At 40.7% G+C, this 19,443-nt stretch carries 16 protein-coding genes; 8 read left to right on the forward strand and 8 right to left on the reverse strand.

What is annotated here, in order from left to right; translation table 11 throughout:
• Window positions 1-11 precede the first annotated feature (11 nt).
• From ACM44_RS09470 to ACM44_RS09510, 8 genes are all read right to left on the reverse strand, one after another.
• On the reverse strand, window positions 12-611 hold the full coding sequence (locus ACM44_RS09470; RefSeq protein WP_083993709.1) for a DUF2911 domain-containing protein: 600 nt from the start codon (window positions 609-611) through the stop codon (window positions 12-14).
• A gap of 118 nt (window positions 612-729) precedes the next feature.
• Window positions 730-1,167, reverse strand: a complete 438-nt coding sequence (locus tag ACM44_RS09475; RefSeq protein WP_048499802.1) for a cold shock domain-containing protein — start codon at window positions 1,165-1,167, stop codon at window positions 730-732.
• A gap of 52 nt (window positions 1,168-1,219) precedes the next feature.
• Window positions 1,220-1,969: a DEAD/DEAH box helicase gene (locus ACM44_RS09480; protein WP_048499803.1), complete on the reverse strand. Its 750-nt coding sequence runs from the start codon at window positions 1,967-1,969 to the stop codon at window positions 1,220-1,222.
• A gap of 146 nt (window positions 1,970-2,115) precedes the next feature.
• Complete coding sequence (locus ACM44_RS09485) at window positions 2,116-3,447, reverse strand: cbb3-type cytochrome c oxidase subunit I (protein WP_083993698.1); 1,332 nt, start codon at window positions 3,445-3,447, stop codon at window positions 2,116-2,118.
• Entirely contained in the window at window positions 3,416-3,823 is a 408-nt protein-coding gene (locus ACM44_RS09490) for a c-type cytochrome (protein ID WP_048499805.1), read from the reverse strand. The genes ACM44_RS09485 and ACM44_RS09490 overlap by 32 nt, the downstream gene beginning before the upstream one ends.
• Before the next feature lie 195 nt (window positions 3,824-4,018).
• Entirely contained in the window at window positions 4,019-7,222 is a 3,204-nt protein-coding gene (gene carB / locus ACM44_RS09495; protein ID WP_048499806.1) for a carbamoyl-phosphate synthase large subunit, read from the reverse strand.
• A 346-nt stretch (window positions 7,223-7,568) separates the two neighbouring features.
• The gene (carA, locus tag ACM44_RS09505) at window positions 7,569-8,651 is read right to left on the reverse strand and encodes a glutamine-hydrolyzing carbamoyl-phosphate synthase small subunit (protein ID WP_048499808.1); all 1,083 of its coding nucleotides are present in this window, start codon (window positions 8,649-8,651) and stop codon (window positions 7,569-7,571) included.
• Window positions 8,652-8,815: 164 nt separating this feature from the next.
• The gene (locus tag ACM44_RS09510; protein WP_048499809.1) at window positions 8,816-9,706 is read right to left on the reverse strand and encodes an aspartate carbamoyltransferase catalytic subunit; all 891 of its coding nucleotides are present in this window, start codon (window positions 9,704-9,706) and stop codon (window positions 8,816-8,818) included.
• Between the two features lie 230 nt (window positions 9,707-9,936).
• Here ACM44_RS09510 and ACM44_RS09515 point away from each other — a divergent pair, with 230 nt between their 5' ends.
• The 8 genes from ACM44_RS09515 to ACM44_RS09550 all read left to right on the forward strand — a co-directional run bounded on the left by ACM44_RS09515 (window position 9,937) and on the right by ACM44_RS09550 (window position 19,421).
• Window positions 9,937-10,353, forward strand: coding sequence for a transposase-like zinc-binding domain-containing protein (locus ACM44_RS09515; RefSeq protein WP_048499810.1), 417 nt, complete (start codon window positions 9,937-9,939; stop codon window positions 10,351-10,353).
• A 467-nt stretch (window positions 10,354-10,820) separates the two neighbouring features.
• Window positions 10,821-12,140, forward strand: coding sequence for a hypothetical protein (locus tag ACM44_RS09520; protein ID WP_152669332.1), 1,320 nt, complete (start codon window positions 10,821-10,823; stop codon window positions 12,138-12,140).
• A gap of 140 nt (window positions 12,141-12,280) precedes the next feature.
• A complete protein-coding gene (locus tag ACM44_RS09525; RefSeq protein WP_048499939.1) occupies window positions 12,281-13,795 on the forward strand; it encodes an MFS transporter in 1,515 nt (504 codons plus the stop codon).
• Window positions 13,796-13,900: 105 nt separating this feature from the next.
• Window positions 13,901-14,128 (forward strand): DUF6814 family protein, encoded by a 228-nt coding sequence (locus ACM44_RS09530; RefSeq protein WP_048499812.1) that lies wholly within the window; start codon window positions 13,901-13,903, stop codon window positions 14,126-14,128.
• Window positions 14,129-14,203: 75 nt separating this feature from the next.
• Complete coding sequence (locus tag ACM44_RS09535) at window positions 14,204-14,398, forward strand: hypothetical protein (protein ID WP_048499940.1); 195 nt, start codon at window positions 14,204-14,206, stop codon at window positions 14,396-14,398.
• Window positions 14,391-17,066 carry an ATP-binding protein gene (locus ACM44_RS09540; RefSeq protein ID WP_048499813.1) on the forward strand — a complete coding sequence of 892 codons (2,676 nt, stop codon included), beginning with the start codon at window positions 14,391-14,393 and terminating at the stop codon, window positions 17,064-17,066. The genes ACM44_RS09535 and ACM44_RS09540 overlap by 8 nt, the downstream gene beginning before the upstream one ends.
• Before the next feature lie 56 nt (window positions 17,067-17,122).
• Window positions 17,123-17,488, forward strand: a complete 366-nt coding sequence (locus ACM44_RS09545) for a response regulator transcription factor (protein ID WP_048499814.1) — start codon at window positions 17,123-17,125, stop codon at window positions 17,486-17,488.
• A gap of 46 nt (window positions 17,489-17,534) precedes the next feature.
• Window positions 17,535-19,421 carry an AMP-binding protein gene (locus ACM44_RS09550; RefSeq protein ID WP_048499815.1) on the forward strand — a complete coding sequence of 629 codons (1,887 nt, stop codon included), beginning with the start codon at window positions 17,535-17,537 and terminating at the stop codon, window positions 19,419-19,421.
• Window positions 19,422-19,443: the final 22 nt, after the last annotated feature.

The raw sequence follows: 19,443 nt of genomic DNA on the forward strand, positions 1-19,443 counted from the left end.
TTCACTTTTTGCTATTTTTTTGCAGCGGCGTCTTTTTCAATCTGCTTGATTTCTTTTAGTTTATCTACAATTTTAGCAGCGGTTTCTGGATTCCCGGTTTTCAGCGGAACCACCACCTTTGTGAAATCCCACTTTAGCACCAAATCAATTGCATTATCATCAACCGGCTGCAGCGCAATTTCGAAATATTCCTGCTTTTCAGACGATTTTTGAACGGGAACCGTCACATCTGCGACGTTCTTTTTTTCGTCGTATTCATAGGCTCCCCATTGTTGGGAATCCTTATTCAGGATCACTTTCCATTCTTTTTCCTGTGGAATAATGAACAGTCCGTAAGTTCCGGCGGAAACCACTTTCCCACCAAAATCGATTGATTGCGCGAAAGTAATTTTCGTGGATGAATTCGCTCCTGCCCGCCAAACTTTACCGAAAGGAACGAGTTCGCCAAAGATTTTTCTTCCTTTCACACCTGGTCTCCCATAATCAACGGTAATTTTAGCCATTGAAAATTGCTGTTCCACAGTTTGCCGCGGACTCGCCGCAGGAAGGTTCCATTGTGAATAAGCCAAGGTAGAAACCACGCAAAATGCAGAAATAATGAGTTTTTTCATAAGATTTATTTTTGATAAAGGTAATGAAACTTCCCTCATTTCATGAAATCTGTACGAAGGTATTTTGAAAATTTCTGCAATCCACATCAGTTCCGAATTAGATCATGCGCACACCACCCTATTTTAACATCTGCACATTCACTGCCGCAAAACCTTTTGGCGATCTTACTTTTTCGAACGATACTTTATTTCCCATTTTCACGGGATGCGCGCAATTGCTAAAGTGGAAAAAAAGATTTTCACCGGTTTTCGGATGATTGATAAAACCGTATTCTTTCTCGGAATTCACGAAGGATACCGTTCCAGATTTCACCGGACTCTCGGCAATCAACGGCGCCGCTCCCAATTGAATATCAGACAATTCCACATCCACGTGATCCTCTTCACTGGGCGGAGTTTCTACCAATCTGCCAAATTCATCGACATACATAAACATTTCTTTAAAGTTCTTGCCTTTATCGTTGTTCAGTTTACGTTCTTCTCTTCTTTTTTCTTTTTCCTGTTGTTTCTGTAATTTCTTTTTTTTGAATTCTTTTTTTATAAAAGTTTCAGACATACTTATAATTATTTTTAAAGGTTAATAAAATTGTTTTCTAATTCAATCCACATCAGAAAGCGAATGAGCGACCATTTCCTGTTGTGGTGATTTGTTCTGAGATCATATCGGCATGCTCCTTCAGATAGCGTATCGGCAAACTCGCCATCTGCTTCACCGAAAATTCTGCGGGAATATTCACTTCAATTGGGTTTTTAAGGAATTTTCTGACAAACTCCTTCACTGACTTTGAAATATTTTCTGTGTAGAAAACAGACTGCGCTTTGGGCGGAAGTCTGTGCAGGATGTTTGAGGTTTCCTGCAATAAATCCAGTTCGTCAAGTCCGGAGACAGTCGCGATGACCACCGTTTCGATTTTCGAAAAATCACAATGCCCCTGCAAAACCAGGTGGTGAAGTCTTTCGGGAGTCGCCATCAAAATATCCGGTCCTTTTCGGAGCTGATAAATTTGCGAACCATTCAGCTCACCATCTAAAACAGCGAATTTCGAAATCGGGAGATACTCACTGAATATATCAAAATATTGATCCACTTTCATGACTTCTTCATTGGTTGCGCAAATAATCAGCACTCTGATATTGCGGTGGTCCACCATATTTTTCTTCATCATCTGGATGATGGGAATCACGAATGACGCCACTTTTTTCCCGTCATTTTTCGTTTTGCAGAAAACGTCTTTGTTTGAAATGATATTGGGGATCATTTTTCTTTGGATTTCTGTTGGCCTTCCAAAACCTGCCTCAGTTGAAGCCCTTATGATCGGGTTGATCACATTCAGGCTCTTAAAATTCATTGGTTCCATACACATTATTTTTTCAGCTTTTACAAGAACGGATAAGGTACGGAAAAAAATCGTGAAAACCTAATTTCACGATTCAATGCTTAAATATCACCATATCTCAATGGTTATTAAATTCTCCGATTTTGGTTTGATTAGTAGAAAAAAATCTATTTCGCCATCCTATAATGTTTGACAATTTTATAGATAATGATGTAAAAACCAGTCGCAACACCGATTCCTGAAATAAAAAACACGATGAAAGCCGGCCTTAATTCCTTCATCATGTCTGCGAACAATATTTCCGGATGATGCATTTGCCAATCCGCCTTCAAAACTCCGGCAACCAAAAGAGCCACCCAGAAAATAAAAAGACTGATATTCAAGGTGAAAAAAGCGAATGTGAACCTTTTGGCGGAGATTTTTTTTTCCTTAATATTAAAAACATCAAATATAAAAGAAAGCAATAAAAACGAATTGATTCCGATCGTGGCTCCCATGGTATGTGCAACTGTGATATGCGTTCCGTGCGTGTAAACATTGATCGCGGGAACCGACATGGCAATCGCTACAGCCAGGGTCAATAGAATCCAGATATCTGCCGAAAGTAAAAACCGGTAGGAATAAAGGTGATAATTTTTCTTGGCCGTGGTCAAAGATGAGCGCCAAAACCAAATGATTCTGCCCAACAAAATAAGTTCCGTCATACTCACTCCGTATCCGATGTACTGTACAAATTTTGGAGTCGGAAGCGTGAAAATATGGTGACTCCAATTAAACATCAGGTTGAAAAGGCCGAGAAAATAGAGCAAGAAACCGATTTTGGAATAACTGTATTTTTGGTTTCCGCTGATTTTATCCATTAAATAAATACTGCTTCCATAAATCAACTGATTCCAGGAACCGACCATGGATCCGTAAGACTTCCATTGAATGGTCATGTCTGAAACAATATTTGAGCGGAAAAATGGGATCAGCCAAAGATAGGATTCAATGAAGGTAAAAAGAAAAAAAGTGGCACCGGTCATCCACATCCACATGTAAACCGGGAGCTTTTTGAATGAGTGAATCGATTTGAAGACATTGATGATAAATAAAACCCAACTCAGTCCGATAGGAATTGCCAGTAAAGGATGAAATTCCCAATATTCCCTTCCGCCAAAAATTCCAAAAAGATAGGTGGTCAGAATTAAGACCGTTGCACCCGAAAAAAGATAAAACTGAATGTCCATCAATGTTTTGGAGAAAATTGGTTTTTCGTTTCTTTCTGCCAAAAAACTGTACACAGCGCCTACTGCACATGAAATAATCCAAAATACCGCTGCAGTGACATGCAGCGGACGAACTTTTTCAAAAGACAAATCTTCTTTGAGCAAACCTGGAACCAGATATTGGAGCGCACCCATCAATCCAAATAAAAGTGCGAATCCCAGCAGAAACAATCCGAAAAAGAAAAATTTGTGTGCGGGATTATTTTTCAGGTTGTTCAATGGTTCCATCATAATTAATTTTTAATTGGCTTGGTCTCCCGATTCCTGACTTGTCGATACTTTTCAGATATTCAGTGAGATCTTCAACTTCCTGGTCGGTCAATTTAAAATCGGGCATCGTTTGAGTCCCGGATTTTAAGAATGCTTTGATGTATGCTGTGCCTCTTTCGGAATAAGTATTGGTGAGATCCGGCCCTAAATATCCGCCAAGACCATAGATTTGATGACAGCCGGTGCAGTTTTTTTCCTGCCAAATGCGTTTTCCTCGGTCGGCAGAATTTCCGCCAAACGAAGAAAAGTCTAAATTCATACCGTATAATGAAAAGGTATAGATAAAAAACAGTACCGTCAGAAAAACAAAAATCAATATCTTGTTATAATCTTTCATCAATAACTTTTATTGAGCAAATCTATGAAGAATTATGTATCAGGACAAATTTATCTGAATAAAAATTATGCTTGTCATTAGTTAATTATAGAAATCGATTTTCGCAACATTAAGATCAAAGTAGTGTTTGGAATTAAGAAAAAACCTCACCGATCAATTGACGATGAGGTTTTTATTCGCGGTAGAAATTCAAATTTACATGCGCTCCATTTTAAAACTCATACTTTCGATTACTTTCAGTATCGCTTCCACCGTATCCATGGAAGTGAGACACGGAACACCATTTTCTACAGAGGTTCTTCGGATTTGGAAACCGTCTCTTTCGCTCTGTTTTCCTTTGGTAGTGGTATTTACTACATACTGCACCTTTCCTTTTTGGATGAGATCAATCAGGTTGACATCATCTTCACCGATTTTGTAACCGATTTTGGTTTTCACACCGTGCTCTTCAAAAAACTTTGCAGTGCCTTCTGTAGCCCAGATTCTAAAACCAATTTCCTGAAACCTTCTTGCGAGTTCCGCGGCTTCAGCTTTGTGTTTGTCTGAAACGGTGAAAAGTATCGCACCGTGAAGCGGCATTTTCCTTCCGGCACCAATCATTCCTTTATAAAGTGCTTTCTCCAGCGTGGAATCTTTGCCCATCACTTCTCCGGTAGATTTCATTTCCGGACCTAGGGAAACATCAACCTTCGTTAATTTCGAGAAAGAGAAAACCGGAACTTTTACATAAATTCCGTCTTTTTTCGGAACCAGTCCGTTTTTGTAACCTAAATCTTTAAGTTTTTGTCCCAAAATGGCTTTGGTCGCCAAATTCGCCATCGGAACATCTGTAATTTTTGAAAGGAAAGGAACGGTTCTGGATGAGCGCGGATTCACCTCGATCACGTAAACATTTCCTTCATACAGAACATATTGAATATTCATTAAACCAATGATATTCAGTCCTTTTGCCAATCTTTGGGTATAATCCACTAAAGTTTCAATCTGTGTTGCGGTAATATTTTGAGGTGGATAAACCGCAATGGAATCTCCGGAGTGAACACCCGCTCTTTCGATATGTTCCATAATTCCGGGAATAATCACCGTTTCTCCATCGGAAATCGCGTCCACCTCTACTTCTTTTCCGGTCAGATAACGGTCGATCAGGATCGGGTGTTCGGAATCTTCTTTCACCGCGTTGGTCATGTAATGGTCGAGTTCAATTTCGTCGTATACAATCTCCATCGCTCTTCCTCCCAAAACGTAACTTGGCCTAACCAAAACGGGAAAACCGATTTCCTGTGCGATTTTGTGTGCTTCCTCTTTCGTGAAACACGTTTTGCCGAGCGGTTGCGGAATTTCCAGTTCGCGAAGGGCGCTTTCAAATTTATTTCTGTCTTCGGCACGGTCTAAATCTTCTAGCGAAGTTCCCAGAATTTTCACGCCGTGTTTCGCCAATTTATCAGCAAGGTTGATTGCGGTTTGTCCACCAAACTGCACCACGACGCCTTTCGGTTTTTCAAGTTCGATGATGTTCATCACGTCTTCTTCCGTCAGAGGCTCAAAATAAAGTTTGTCTGAAATGGAGAAATCCGTGGAAACGGTTTCAGGATTATTGTTGATGATGATCGCCTCATAACCCATCTGTTTGATGGCCCATACCGAGTGAACTGTGGCGTAATCAAATTCCACGCCCTGTCCGATCCGGATCGGACCAGAACCGAGTACGATGATTTTTTCTTTCCCAGAAGGAACGCTTTCGTTTTCATCCTCGTAAGTTCCATAAAAATAGGGCGTTTGGCTTTCAAATTCTGCGGCGCAGGTATCAACCATTTTGTAAACCGGCATGATTCCGTTTACTTTTCTGAGCCTGAAAATTTCTTCTTGGGTTAAGTTCCACAAAGCGGCGATGCTTGAATCTGAAAAACCGAGTTGTTTTGCTTTCCGAAGCGTCGTTAACGCTTCAGCCGCTATCAATGATCCTACAGGTTTATTTTCAGCAATCACCTTTTCAAAATCAATCAGTTTCTTGATTTTATAGATGAAGAATTTGTCAATCTTGCTCCACTCCACAATTTTTTCCCAATCGTAACCGCGTCGCAACGCGTCACCGATGATGAATAGCCTTTCATCGTCACAGATTCTGATTCTTCTTTCGATTTCTTCTTCGGTCAGTTCTTCTGCCTGTTTAGATTTTAGGCCGATATGCATTAAACCGGTTTCCAGCGAGCGGATGGCTTTTTGCAGACTTTCCTCGAAATTTCTTCCTATGGCCATTACTTCGCCTGTTGCCTTCATTTGGGTGGAAAGCCGTCTGTCGGCGGTTTCAAATTTGTCGAAAGGAAATCGCGGAAATTTCGTCACCACATAATCCAAAGCCGGTTCGAAACATGCGTAAGTCTTTCCTGTAACTGGATTCATGATTTCATCCAAAGTCAATCCTACTGCAATTTTTGCGGCAATTTTCGCAATCGGATAACCGGTCGCTTTACTGGCCAAAGCCGATGAACGGGAAACCCGCGGGTTGACCTCGATCACATAATAGTTGAAAGAATGTGGATCCAGTGCGAGTTGCACATTGCAACCACCTTCAATTCCTAATGCTCTGATTATTTTTAAAGAAGCGTTCCTCAACAACTGATATTCCCTGTCGGAAAGTGTTTGCGATGGTGCCACCACAATGGAATCCCCGGTGTGGATACCTACCGGATCAATGTTTTCCATATTACAGACCACGATAGCGTTATCGTTTGCATCCCGCATCACTTCATATTCTATTTCCTTAAAGCCAGCGATGGATTTTTCCACCAGACATTGGCGCACCGGAGAATATTTTAAGCCCAAATCTGTAATTTCGTGGAGCTGGGTTTCGTTGTCTGCGATTCCTCCTCCTGTTCCCCCCATTGTAAAGGCGGGGCGAACAATCACGGGATAACCAATTTTTTCAGCGAAAGCAATCGCTTCTTCAGCGGTGTGCACTATTTCGCTATCCGGTACGGGTTCGTTTAAATCCTTCATCAGTTCCCTGAACAAATCTCGATCCTCCGCTTTATTGATGGCTGAAAGTTTAGTTCCTAGGACTTCGACTTTACATTCGGCCAAAACTCCCGATCTTTCAAGTTCTACCGCCATGTTGAGTCCGGTTTGTCCGCCAAGCGTAGGCAATAGCGCATCCGGTCTTTCCTTGCGAATGATGTGACTCACAAATTGAAGTGAAATGGGCTCGATGTAAACTTTATCAGCGATTTCCACATCCGTCATAATGGTAGCCGGATTAGAATTGATAAGGATTACGCGGTAACCTTCCTCTATTAGGGCGAGACACGCCTGAGTTCCTGCATAATCAAATTCCGCAGCTTGACCGATGATGATCGGGCCAGAACCGATTACTAGAATTGTTTTGATGTCTGTTCTTTTCATTTTTTGTCCTCCCTACATTGCTCCAAAGGAGTGAATATTTTCGGGGCTTTTTTATTAGATTTTATTTTTCGTTTTCCACAATTTGTATTGGTGGTTATTTTGGTTGAACCGCTTCGTGGTCCGCAATTTTCACCATTTATTTCCGATTTTTTTGGGGGTTGAATTTTTTTCCAAGAATATTTTTCAACCAGTTCAATTCCGTCAGATTTTAAAAGATTTTAATATTCAACTTCATTTTTTTTTAATGGTGTCGTTTTTAGTAATGATGAAATTGCCAATCGTATCTTTTTCACTTTCAGAATGGGTAAATACGGCATAACTGCTTTTCCATTTTCAAATTAAAACCTTATCCAATCTTTGAATTAAAACTTTTCATTAAGTCGATAAACTCATCAAACAAATAGTTTGAATCTTCCGGACCGGGACTTGCCTCCGGATGGTATTGAACGGAGAAACAAGGATGAATTTTGTGCCTGAAGCCTTCGTTGGTTCTATCATTCAAAGCAATGTGGGTTTCTTCCAAATCTGTGTTTTTTAAACTTTCGGAATCTATGGCGTATCCGTGGTTTTGAGCAGTGATTTCCACTCGGTTTTTGTCGATGTAGAGCACAGGGTGATTTCCTCCTCGATGTCCGAACTTTAACTTGAAAGTTTTCGCACCACATGCCAAACCGATCAATTGATGCCCGAGACAAATCCCGAAAATTGGCACTTTTCCCAGCAGTCCGTTGATCATTTCCTGAGCACCTTTCACGTCTTGCGGATCACCGGGACCATTAGAAAGCATTACGCCATCTGGATTGATCATCAGAATCTCATCAGCGGTGATGTCCTGGGAAACTACCGTAATGTCGCAATCTCTTTGAGAAAGTTCGCGGATAATTCCCAATTTGGACCCAAAGTCAACCAACACCACTTTGAAACCTCTTCCTGGAGCGGCATACGCAGTTTTTGTGGAAACGCTTTCCACCTGATTTGTTGGAACCACGAAAGATTTCAATTCGGTGACCACCTGCTTTTCGTCAGCCTCCGCATCTACGATTTTTCCTCTTACAACTCCCTTATTTCTGATGATTCTGGTCAGTTTTCGGGTATCAATTCCCTGAATTCCGGAAAGCCCTTTTTTCTTAAAAAGTTCATCAACCGTCATCTGGCTACGGAAATTGGATGGAAACTCACACAATTCTTTCACAATCAGACCTTTCATGGCCGGTTCCATGCTTTCGTAATCATCTCGGTTGATTCCGTAATTTCCGATCAGTGGATAAGTCATGCAAACCAATTGGCCGCTGTAGGATGGGTCAGAAATCAGCTCCTGATAGCCGGTCATTCCGGTATTGAAAACGACCTCGCCTTCGGTTTGCAGATTCGCGCCGAAACCTTCACCGTGAAACACTTCGCCGGATTCTAATATTAATTTCTTTTTCATTTTTTACGTTCCCTTATCCTCTCCAAATCTTCTTGTTGGCAGAGAGTGGAGAGAATTGCCGGGATTTAAATTTATTTCATTTTTATTTCAGATTATTTCAGTCAAAGTGCGGCAGGTTAATTTACTTCCCCAATTAACATGCTTTTGTAAACTTTCATTTCCAATTACTCAAACTCGAAGCCTCTTTTTTCCAAGGCATTCTTTAAAATAGCCATTCTTGCGAAGACGCCATTTTCCATTTGTTTGAAAATTCTTGAACGATTTCCTTCCACCAGATCGCCATCAATCTCCACACCTCTGTTTACCGGTGCCGGATGCATGATGATCGCATGATCTTTCATCATTTTTTCGCGCTCTTTGGTGATGCCGAATTTTTTGTGGTAATTTTCCAGGGAAATCCTCATTTTCTCGTCGTGTCTTTCATGCTGAATCCGAAGCAGCATCAACACATCTACCTCTTTCACCAGATCGTCAATGGATTGGTACGTTCCATTAATGATGGTCCCTTCATCAAACCATTTTTCAGGTCCTGAGAAATAGACTTTAGCACCCAGTTTTCTTAAGACTTCCGCGTTGGAATTGGCTACTCTGCTGTGTTTCACATCACCCACAATTCCTACTTTCAAGCCATCAAATTTTCCGAACTCTTGCTGAATCGTCATCAAATCCAACATGTTTTGTGAGGGATGATTTCCGGTTCCGTCACCGCCATTGATGATAGACATGTCAATTTCTGAGAGTTCATCGTAGAATTTCTCTTTATAATGGCGAATGACCGCCAAACTGATTCCCAAACTTTTCAGGGTTTTCACGGTGTCATATAGTGACTCACCTTTGTTGACCGATGAATGGTTGATGTCAAAAGGCACCACCTTTAAACCTAATTTTCGCTCAGCCACATCAAAACTCGTCTTGGTTCGTGTGCTGTCTTCAAAGAAAAGGTTGGAAACATAGATTTCTTTTGTAGCTTTTGCAATTTTCCCTTTTGAAAATTCATTGGCCTCCATCAACAACTGGTTGATTTTTTCTACGGATAAGTCGGCTGTCCTTAGCATAATTTTAGTTTTTTAGATAAAAAAAACGAAGCCAAAAAGACTTCGTTAATAAAAATAAATATTGTATAAATCGGCGTTACCGCCATGCTGTAAATCGTCTAATGGAAAATATCTTTTCATTAGCTGCAAAGATAAAAATTTTTTCTGAAATGAAAAATAGCGGACAAATTTTTGGCAGCAGTTGCTATTTTAATGCTAATTTGATATATCTTTGCTAAATAACTATACTTATGCCCAACTCATGTCCAAAATGCCAAAATCAAAATGTTGTGAAAAGCGGCATTATAAAGAATAGGCAAAGGTTTCTCTGCAAAGACTGCAATTACTATTTCACCGTAAAAAAACTCGGAAAACAAATCGACGACTACTTTGTCACCAAAGCGCTGCAGCTTTATCTGGAAGGTTTAAGCTACCGTGAAATTGAAAGGATTCTGGGTGTTTCCCACGTTACCATCAGTTCATGGATCAAGAAATACAACCTCAAAAGACCACCACGTTCTGAATTTCACAGTTCGTATAAAGTTTTTAAACAAAGTGAACTGATCGAATTCATGCAAAAAGAAGAAAACATCAAAGGTTCAGGATTGATCATCACCGAATTTGGTGACAAATATATGATGATCAGGTGGGAGCGGTTCCGCAAATAGAAAACCACGCGGCAAGACCCGTGAAAAAGCTATATCGCCCGATTTTGGGATGAATCACAACCTGGGCAAAAAAACATCTTTTCATTCGAAACTTTAGATTATTTGCCATTTAAGTTTTTCATCCTTTACGTCATCTCAAACTTTGATTACCCTAATCAATAATTGGATCCGCGAGTTGCTCTCCAAGCAATTTTTAATCTGTTTTTAAAATCAGTGCTTGATAAAATAGCTGTGTTTTTTACTTAAAAATTAGAAAATGATGCGCCGATAAACTTAATTTTTATTACAAATTATGTTTACATGACTTTTGACTTCCAGTTCCCGATAATACATACCCTGCATTTAGTTCTCAGCTCTTTTTGCTAGCTTTTATATACTCTTTACAAATATATATATTGAATTTTTTCAGGTGAAATTTTAGTTTGAATTTCGTTTCGGCAAAAAAACGAACTAATTTTTATCAAACCATGAAGAAATCTATACTTTTATTAATAATCATCGTTTATCAAATAATTTCCAATAATATTTTCGCCCAGGAAATCCCCACCAACGAGGAGCTGTTGAAAAGAATCGAAAAACTGGAAGCAGAAAAAGCAAAACCAAAAGAATGGGATGCATCACTCTATGGTTGGGTTCGTGCAGACTATATTTTCGATAGCCGGCAATCCGCCTATTCCCGAGAATATAACCTCAACCTATATCCTCTGGATGAAAAATTGGATGCCAACGGAAAAGATATTAATGCTGCCGGATCGAGCAATTTCCTGGCAATTACTACAAGAGTGGGCATTAATTTCAAAGGACCGGATGTTTGGGGCGCAAAAGCAACCGGAAAAATTGAAGCCGACTTTTTCGGAAATACTGAACTCAACAAAACTACTGCAGGAACTGGCAGCACAGGACTTTTGCGCCTTCGCCACGCTACCGCAACTTTGGATTGGAGAAAAACGGCAGTTACTTTCGGGCAGACTTGGTATCCATCCTTTATCCCCGAAGTCTTTCCAGGTGTCGCCAATTTCAATACCGGAATTATGTTCAATCCATTTGGCTGGGCGGGACAAATCCGGGTTTCACAAAAATTGAATACCGAACTCAGCTTCATTGCGGTTGCCTACAAAGACCGTGAATTTCAGACTGCAAACGCCAACGGAGCATCTGCAAACAGTGCGACGTTTAACTCGGTTATTCCAACTTTTCACGGACAGCTTCAATACAAAAACAAAAATATAGTCGCAGGAATAGCGGCGGAATATCAATCTCTGCAACCCGTCATCGAATCCAATGCTCTTGCTTCTGATGAAAAAATAAACGCTTCTGATTTTCTTGCTTATTTTAAATATTCCAATGAAAAAATAAGCGCAAAAGTTTATGGCATTACCGGTGGAAACCTCCACCATTTGGTGATGCTCGGAGGTTTTGCTGGATACATTGAAGCCAATGGACAGGAATCTTACAAACCTAGCAAAACCAGTGCGTTCTGGGTAGATATTGCGAGCAATAACGCAAAACTGGCACCCGGGGTTTTCTTCGGATATACCAAAAACTCAGGCGTTGATGCTGGTTTTAAGAATCTTTATGTGCGTGGGATTTCAGGCGCAAGAATTCTGGACGATGTTTGGCGAGCATCAGCAAGGGTTGATTTCAAACAAAATAAATTCAGCATTTCACCAGAATTGGAATATACCGCAGCGAAATGGGGCGACCTGAACTCCAGTGGAAAAGCCGAAAATAACATGAAAAACGTGGGGAACCTCCGTGGAATAATCCGAGTGATGTACTCATTTTAAGCCTTCCGGACATCAATTTATTTCAACCGAAAACTTTTAAATAAAACTAAAAAATTATGGCTAAAACATTTAACAGTCAGCAGGAGCACGATGCTTATGTTGAAGAAAAGGAGAAAAACCGCACGATCTGGGGCGTAATCATGGCGTCCTCGCTCGGAACGCTGATTGAGTGGTATGATTTCTATATTTTCGGGAGTTTGGCGGTAGTCCTTGCCACTAAATTTTTCCCTGCAGACAATCCTACTGCGGCTTTTCTTTCCACGCTTGCAACATTTGCAGCCGGATTCGTGGTCCGACCTTTCGGAGCGCTCTTCTTCGGAAGATTGGGTGACATTATCGGAAGAAAATACACCTTCTTGGTCACGCTTTTAATTATGGGGTTCTCCACCTTCCTGATCGGCTGTGTTCCCAGCTACGAAACCATCGGATTCGCGGCACCTGTTTTAGTTTTAATCTTAAGGCTTCTTCAAGGCCTCGCTCTCGGAGGCGAATATGGCGGTGCAGCAACTTATGTGGCAGAATATTCTCAGCCGCACCGACGCGGTTACTGGACTTCGTGGATACAAACCACGGCAACTGCTGGACTTTTCATTTCATTGATTGTGATCCTGGTGACCAAGACTTCTTTGACCGCAGAGGAATTTGATGGATGGGGATGGAGGATTCCGTTTTGGATTTCCATATTAATGGTGGGAGTTTCCTATGTCATCAGAAGAAATATGAAGGAATCACCGCTTTTCGCCAAAGCAAAAAAAGAAGGCAAGACCTCAACCAATCCTTTGAAGGAAAGTTTTGGGAACAAATTGAACTTCAAATTCGTGCTTCTGGCGCTTTTTGGGGCCGTGATGGGACAAGGCGTGATTTGGTACACGGGACAGTTTTATGCGATGAGCTTTATGCAAAAAGTAATGAACATAGAATCTGCACAAGTGGACTCCATGATGGCACTTGCCCTATTTATGGGAACGCCACTCTTCGTCCTGTTTGGCTGGCTTTCGGATAAAGTAGGCAGAAAACCCATTATGATGATTGGGATGCTTCTGGCTATTTTGGCGTACCGACCGATTTATAAGACCATGTATAATTCGGCGAATATGCAGGGAAAGGAAATAGCTAAAGGAGGCTTGATCGAAAAAAGAACCGGAAAAGCCCATGAGTCCATTCCAAAAGACAGCCTCATCACTTTCCACACTGAAAAAGTGTTTACTGATGGATTTTCCCTAAAAAAAGACAGCATCGTTCATTGGTCGCCAAATGGACCAATCATGAAAGAAGGAAAAGCTGAAGCGCCGGTGATAAAAGAAGCAATCACCGTGAATGCAGACACCCGATGGCTTTTGATTTTCATGGTTTTCATTCAGGTGGTTTTTGTGACCATGGTTTATGGACCGATTGCGGCGTTCCTTGTGGAGATGTTCCCGGTGCGGATTCGATATACCTCTATGTCACTTCCTTATCATATCGGAAACGGAGTCTTCGGTGGGCTGCTTCCGGCAGTTGCCACTTATCTGGTAACATCCGGGAAAGCTTCTGGACGTGCCGACTGGTTTCTGGAAGGACTTTGGTACCCCATCGTAGTTGCGGCAGTTTGTCTGGTGATCGGAACCATCTATCTGAAAACGAAAAACAGAAATCTAGACATGGATGAGGTTTAAAGAGCGTACCATTAAGACTGAGGTTCAGTTTATAAATTTCTCTTGAAAACAGAAAAAATGGGCACCCCTATTTCTCAATAAATTATTAACTTTAAAAAACAAAAAATGGATTCAATAAAAAAAATATTAGGCATCGTTTGGATTTTGATGGCGGCGGTGGTCGCATATTATGGACTGACCGAATTTGGGATTCCGAAAATCATGTCAGACAAACAGGAAGACCATGTCTTCGGTTGGATTATCCTCACCATTCTCATGCCGATTATTGTTGGCGGATTGGTGGTTTTCGGGTGGTATTCCTTTACGGGAGAATATTCGGAGGAACATATTTAGAACTTAATGGATGATGATTTGCCGGTCCTGGTTTTCCAGTTATCTGGCAATCATTCATCGTTTCAAAAATCAAGCATGAAAAAGCGGCACAAACAGAAACTGGTCATCCTGAGCATCATTCTTTTTTTGATGTTTAATGTGCCGCTTTTACTTTTATTCAACAGCAGCGAACATTTTTGGGGTTTCCCGATCATTTATGTTTACCTGTTTTCAGTATGGTTTATTGGAATTGCAATCTCATTTATCGTTTTTAAAACTACTGATGAATAGTTATCTGCTTTTTGCACTGGTTGTGCTTTATCTGGGTCTTTTGTTCTTCATCGCTCATTTTGCGGAGAAGAAAAAAAGCAATTTCTGGATGAACAATCCATATGTGTATGCACTATCTTTAGCGGTTTACTGCTCTGCTTGGACTTATTATGGGAGCATTGGTGTGGTTGTAAATCAGGGATTGGAATTTATGGCCATTTACATCGGGCCAATCATCATCATTCCTGCCTGGATTTATATCAGTACGAAAATTGTAAGAATTTCCCGGGTGAACAAAATTTCCAGCATTGCGGATTTTATTTCACTAAGGTACGGAAACCGAAGATTTTTAGGTGCTTTGATTGCATTGATCTGCATTTTTTCAATTATTCCCTATATCGGTTTGCAGATTAAGGCAATTTCTGAAACTTATCACTTGATTACGGGAACGGAAACTTCGAATAATATTCTCTTTGATTCCGCAACATACGTGGTTTTGATCATCGCACTTTTTTCTTCTTATTACGGAACCCGATATGTGGATGCATCTGAAAAGCGGTTGGGGATTATTTCTGCAGTGGCGGTAGAAAGTTTCCTGAAACTGATTTTCTTCATCATCCTCGGTTTGTTTGTGGTTTATGGCGTCTTCCATGGTTTTGAAGACATCTATGAACAGGCCTCCAAACTTCCCGATTTTGCCCAAAAAAATTCGTTTGCCGGTTTGGAAGGTGGCTTCAACTGGTTTTTGATGTCGATTCTTTCCATGACCGCCATTTTCCTTTTGCCAAGACAGTTTCACACCATGATCATTGAAAACCGAAAGGAAAAACACCTGCATACTGCAATCTGGCTATTCCCACTTTATCTGTTGATCTTCAACTTTTTTGTGTTTCCGATTGCTTGGGGCGGAAAAATTCTTTTCTTGAATGAAATGGTGAACCCAGAATTCTACCCGATTCTTATTCCACAAAAATTTGGAAATATTGCAGTATCGGCGATGGTATTCTTCGGAGGTTTGAGTGCTTGCATCTCCATGATTATCATTTCCAGCATTTCATTATCCATAATGCTTTCCAACAATTTAATCATTCCGTACGGTTGGCTGGATAAACTCAAATTTAATTCAGAAGCAGATAATACCAAAATTATTTTCAACATCAGAAAAATCAGCATCTTCCTTTTGATCATAACGGCATTTGCCTTCTACAAATATCTGCTTTTAGGCAAAACTTTGTTTTCCATCGGACTGGTTTCTTTCGTTTTCGTGGCACAGCTGGCTCCTTCCTTTTTTGGTGCGATTTTTTGGCGAAGGGGGACTTTTTCCGGCGCGGTGGCTGGAATTATTGCGGGGGTTTTCATTTGCGTTTTTTCTTTGATTTTGCCTAATGTCACTGAGCAGTTTCAGAACAGTGCAGTTTTCGCCAATCCGATTTTAAATTTCTTTAAGATTCCTTATCTGTCACCGATTTCACAGGCTTTCTTTTGGAGTCTATTAATTAATGGCGGTTTATTTGCCATCATTTCCTCACTTACCGTTTCCAACTACCGGGAAAGGAATTATGCTGAACTTTTCGTGGATATCAACGATTATATCCGAAATCATGAAGGAGCCTATATTTGGAAAGGGAAAGCAAATATATCCGACATCCGCAAAATCCTCACAAGGTTTCTGGGCGAAACCAAAACCAAGCAGGCTCTGAAAATCTTTAACCTAAAATACAATATCGTTGATGAAAATGACAGCGCAGATGCACGGTTCATCAAGTTTTCTGAAAATCTGCTGAGCGGAAGGATCGGAACAGCATCTGCCAAGATTTTGATTGAAGGGGTTACCAAAGAAGATAAGATTTCGCTGCCCGAAGTGCTGAAAATTTTGGAGGAAAGCAAAGAAAATATATCGCTAAACAAGCAACTTACCGAGCAATCTCAGCAATTGCGAGTACTTTCAGATGACCTTCGAAACGCAAACAAGACCCTGATTGTAAAAGACCGGCAAAAAGACGAATTCCTAGATTCTGTCGCACACGAGCTACGCACACCGCTCACCGCCATCCGCGCCACCAGCGAAATCTTGTTGGATGACGACGAAATGCCCGTGGAAATCAAAAAAGACTTTTTAGAAAACATTATCTCGGAATCGGACAGACTGAATGAAATCATTAACGACATTCTCTACCTGGACAAGTTGGAAACCGGAAACGTTTCCATAAATATCCAAAAAAATAACATTATAGAAACTTTTCACCGTGCCTTGAAGCCGCTCGCTCACTTAATTGAGCAGAGAAATCTTCACCATTCAGAAGTCAACCTGTTGCAAGAGGAAGTCTTTGAATATGACGAACAAAGAATGATCCAGGTTTTTCAAAACATCTTGGGAAATGCCCTTAAATTTACAAACGATCAAGGTATGATCCAGACCAAGTTTCAGGATAAAGCCGGCCAACTGAAAATCACGGTTTTCAATACCGGAAAAAATATTCCGGAAGAAGACCTGGAGTTTATTTTCGACAAATTCTATCAGTCAAAAAATCAGAACCTTAGAAAACCAATTGGAAGCGGACTGGGTTTAGCCATTTGCAAAAAAATTATGTTGGCACACCATGGGGATATCCAGGTGAAAAACAAAGAGATTGGAGTCGCTTTCGAACTCTACTTGAATTCCCGAAATGAAAATCATGAAATGGACTAACAGGCAAGTAGCAAAAAACCGAAATCGTGGTTAAAGCCACATTAAAAAGAATAATCATGAAGAAGATATTAATAGCAGACGATGAACATAAAATAGTAATGACTTTAGAATATGCCTTTAGAAAGGCCGGTTATGAAGTTTTCATCGCAAGAGACGGTTCAGAGGTATTAGAAATCTTAAAAACCGAGATTCCCCATATCATCCTTTTAGACATCATGATGCCTAATTTGGATGGACACACCACCCTTTCAGAAATTAAACGAAATACTGATTACAAGGACATCAAAGTGATATTTCTTTCAGCAAAAACCGGCGGAGAAGATATCAAAAAAGGATTGCAGCTGGGTGCTGATGCGTATGTTTCGAAACCATATTCCATCAAAAAACTGACAGAAAAAGTGGAGGAACTTTTAAATTTATGACTGAACTTTCAGAAAAAGTATAAATAAATCAAAAAAAGAAAACGATATGAAAGCGCAACAAATGTTTCAGGAAAGCATTGATAACAAGGAACAATTTTGGGCAGATCAGGCCCGGAATATTAAATGGTCCGCATTTCCCGAAAACATTCTATCAGAAGACGAAAACGGTTATCCGCAATGGTTTGCAGACGGCAAACTGAATATGTCTTATCTCTGCATAGACAAGCATATTGAAGATGGTTTCGGTGAACAAATCGCCGTAATTTATGATTCACCGGTGACCGGAAAACAGCAAAAATTCACCTTCAACCAATTAAAAGATGAAGTATCGAAACTAGCAGGAGGATTAAAATCGCTGGGTTTAGAAAAAGGCGACACTGCGGTGCTCTACATGCCAATGATTCCTCAAACACTTTTCACCATGCTTGCTTGTGCCAGAATCGGGATCATCCACAATGTGGTTTTTGGAGGTTTTGCACCGCATGAACTGGTTGTACGAATCGATGACTGCAAACCAAAAGTCCTGATCACGGCTACAGCCGGTGTAGAAATCGCCCGCAGAATTCCCTACTTGCCTTTGGTTGAAAAAGCAATTGAACTTTCACAGGACAAAGTGGAACATATTATTGTTTACAATCGCCAACTCATTGACAACAAGCATGAATATTTCGAGGGAACAATTGATTATCAGGATTTAGTCAATCAATCCGCACCTGCAGATTATGTGGAAGTGGAATCCAATCATCCGCTATATTTGCTTTATACTTCTGGAACCACAGGAAAACCGAAAGGTGTGGTGAGAGACACCGGCGGTTACGCCACCGCAATGAAATTTTCTATGAAATACCATTATGGAATTAAGGAAGGGGAAACATTTTGGGCGGCTTCCGATTTTGGTTGGGCAGTCGGACATTCCTACATGGTTTACGGACCTTTGATCAACCGGAACACCACCATCGTTTTCGAAGGGAAACCTGTGATGACGCCAGATGCGGGAACATTTTGGCGGGTGATTTCCGAGCACAAAGTCAACACCATGTTTACAGCGCCTACTGCAATTAGGGCAATCAAAAAAGAAGATCCAAATGGCGATCTGATCAAAAAATACGATCTATCGCACTATAAAAAACAATTCCTCGCAGGAGAAAGATGCGATGTGGCGACTTTGGACTGGTTCGATGAACACCTCGGAATCCCCGCAATCGACCATTGGTGGCAAACAGAATCCGGTTCACCAATGCTTGGTCTGCTAACCTATTTTGAAGATTATCAGATTAAAAGAGCGTCAGCAGGAAAACCAATTCCCGGATATGAGATTATGATTTTTGACGAAAACGGATATGAACTCGACGCGCACCACGAAGGTTTTTTGGTCATCAAACTTCCACTCGCTCCAGGTGCTTTGCTGGGAATTTGGAATGATTTCCCAAGATTTAAAAGCGGATACCTCTCCCAATTTCCGGGATACTATTTTTCGGGAGACGGCGCCATCAAAGATGAAGACGGATATGTTTTCGTAACAGGAAGAGTTGACGATGTGATCAATGTGGCAGGACATCGGCTTTCCACCTCTGAAATGGAGGAAGTGGTTTCATCAAATCCTGATATCGCAGAATGTGCGGTGGTGGGAATTGAAGACCAGCTGAAAGGCCAGATTCCAGTTGCCATCGCGGTAACTAAAGCTGGAGTGTCCAAAGATGAAAAACAAATTGAGAAAGAAATCGTGGCTTTGGTTCGGGAAAAAATTGGAGCAGTAGCATCATTAAAAAACGTGATGATCGTAAACCGGCTTCCTAAAACACGTTCGGGAAAAATTCTTAGAAAATTACTCAGAACGATGTTGGATGGAAAAGAATTTCAGATTCCCTCCACTATTGACGACGAAACCATCGTGGAAGAAATCCGGGAAAAAATCAAAATCTATCCATTTTAAGAAATTTTTATTCAGAATGTGC

It is taken from the genome of Chryseobacterium koreense CCUG 49689 (assembly GCF_001045435.1).
GTDB lineage: Bacteria > Bacteroidota > Bacteroidia > Flavobacteriales > Weeksellaceae > Kaistella > Kaistella koreensis.

Excerpts from the sequence above, each read along its gene's own strand:
- ACM44_RS09520 (WP_152669332.1), top strand. The coding sequence starts at position 10,821 with ATGAAGAAATCTATACTTTTATTAATAATCATCGTTTATCAAATAATT.
- carA (WP_048499808.1), bottom strand. The coding sequence starts at position 8,651 with ATGAAAAAGAAATTAATATTAGAATCCGGCGAAGTGTTTCACGGTGAA.
- ACM44_RS09485 (WP_083993698.1), bottom strand. The coding sequence starts at position 3,447 with ATGATGGAACCATTGAACAACCTGAAAAATAATCCCGCACACAAATTT.
- ACM44_RS09515 (WP_048499810.1), top strand. The coding sequence starts at position 9,937 with ATGCCCAACTCATGTCCAAAATGCCAAAATCAAAATGTTGTGAAAAGC.
- ACM44_RS09540 (WP_048499813.1), top strand. The coding sequence starts at position 14,391 with ATGAATAGTTATCTGCTTTTTGCACTGGTTGTGCTTTATCTGGGTCTT.
- ACM44_RS09470 (WP_083993709.1), bottom strand. The coding sequence starts at position 611 with ATGAAAAAACTCATTATTTCTGCATTTTGCGTGGTTTCTACCTTGGCT.
- ACM44_RS09530 (WP_048499812.1), top strand. The coding sequence starts at position 13,901 with ATGGATTCAATAAAAAAAATATTAGGCATCGTTTGGATTTTGATGGCG.
- ACM44_RS09535 (WP_048499940.1), top strand. The coding sequence starts at position 14,204 with ATGAAAAAGCGGCACAAACAGAAACTGGTCATCCTGAGCATCATTCTT.
- ACM44_RS09525 (WP_048499939.1), top strand. The coding sequence starts at position 12,281 with ATGGCGTCCTCGCTCGGAACGCTGATTGAGTGGTATGATTTCTATATT.
- ACM44_RS09550 (WP_048499815.1), top strand. The coding sequence starts at position 17,535 with ATGAAAGCGCAACAAATGTTTCAGGAAAGCATTGATAACAAGGAACAA.
- ACM44_RS09545 (WP_048499814.1), top strand. The coding sequence starts at position 17,123 with ATGAAGAAGATATTAATAGCAGACGATGAACATAAAATAGTAATGACT.
- ACM44_RS09490 (WP_048499805.1), bottom strand. The coding sequence starts at position 3,823 with ATGAAAGATTATAACAAGATATTGATTTTTGTTTTTCTGACGGTACTG.
- ACM44_RS09475 (WP_048499802.1), bottom strand. The coding sequence starts at position 1,167 with ATGTCTGAAACTTTTATAAAAAAAGAATTCAAAAAAAAGAAATTACAG.
- ACM44_RS09480 (WP_048499803.1), bottom strand. The coding sequence starts at position 1,969 with ATGGAACCAATGAATTTTAAGAGCCTGAATGTGATCAACCCGATCATA.
- carB (WP_048499806.1), bottom strand. The coding sequence starts at position 7,222 with ATGAAAAGAACAGACATCAAAACAATTCTAGTAATCGGTTCTGGCCCG.
- ACM44_RS09510 (WP_048499809.1), bottom strand. The coding sequence starts at position 9,706 with ATGCTAAGGACAGCCGACTTATCCGTAGAAAAAATCAACCAGTTGTTG.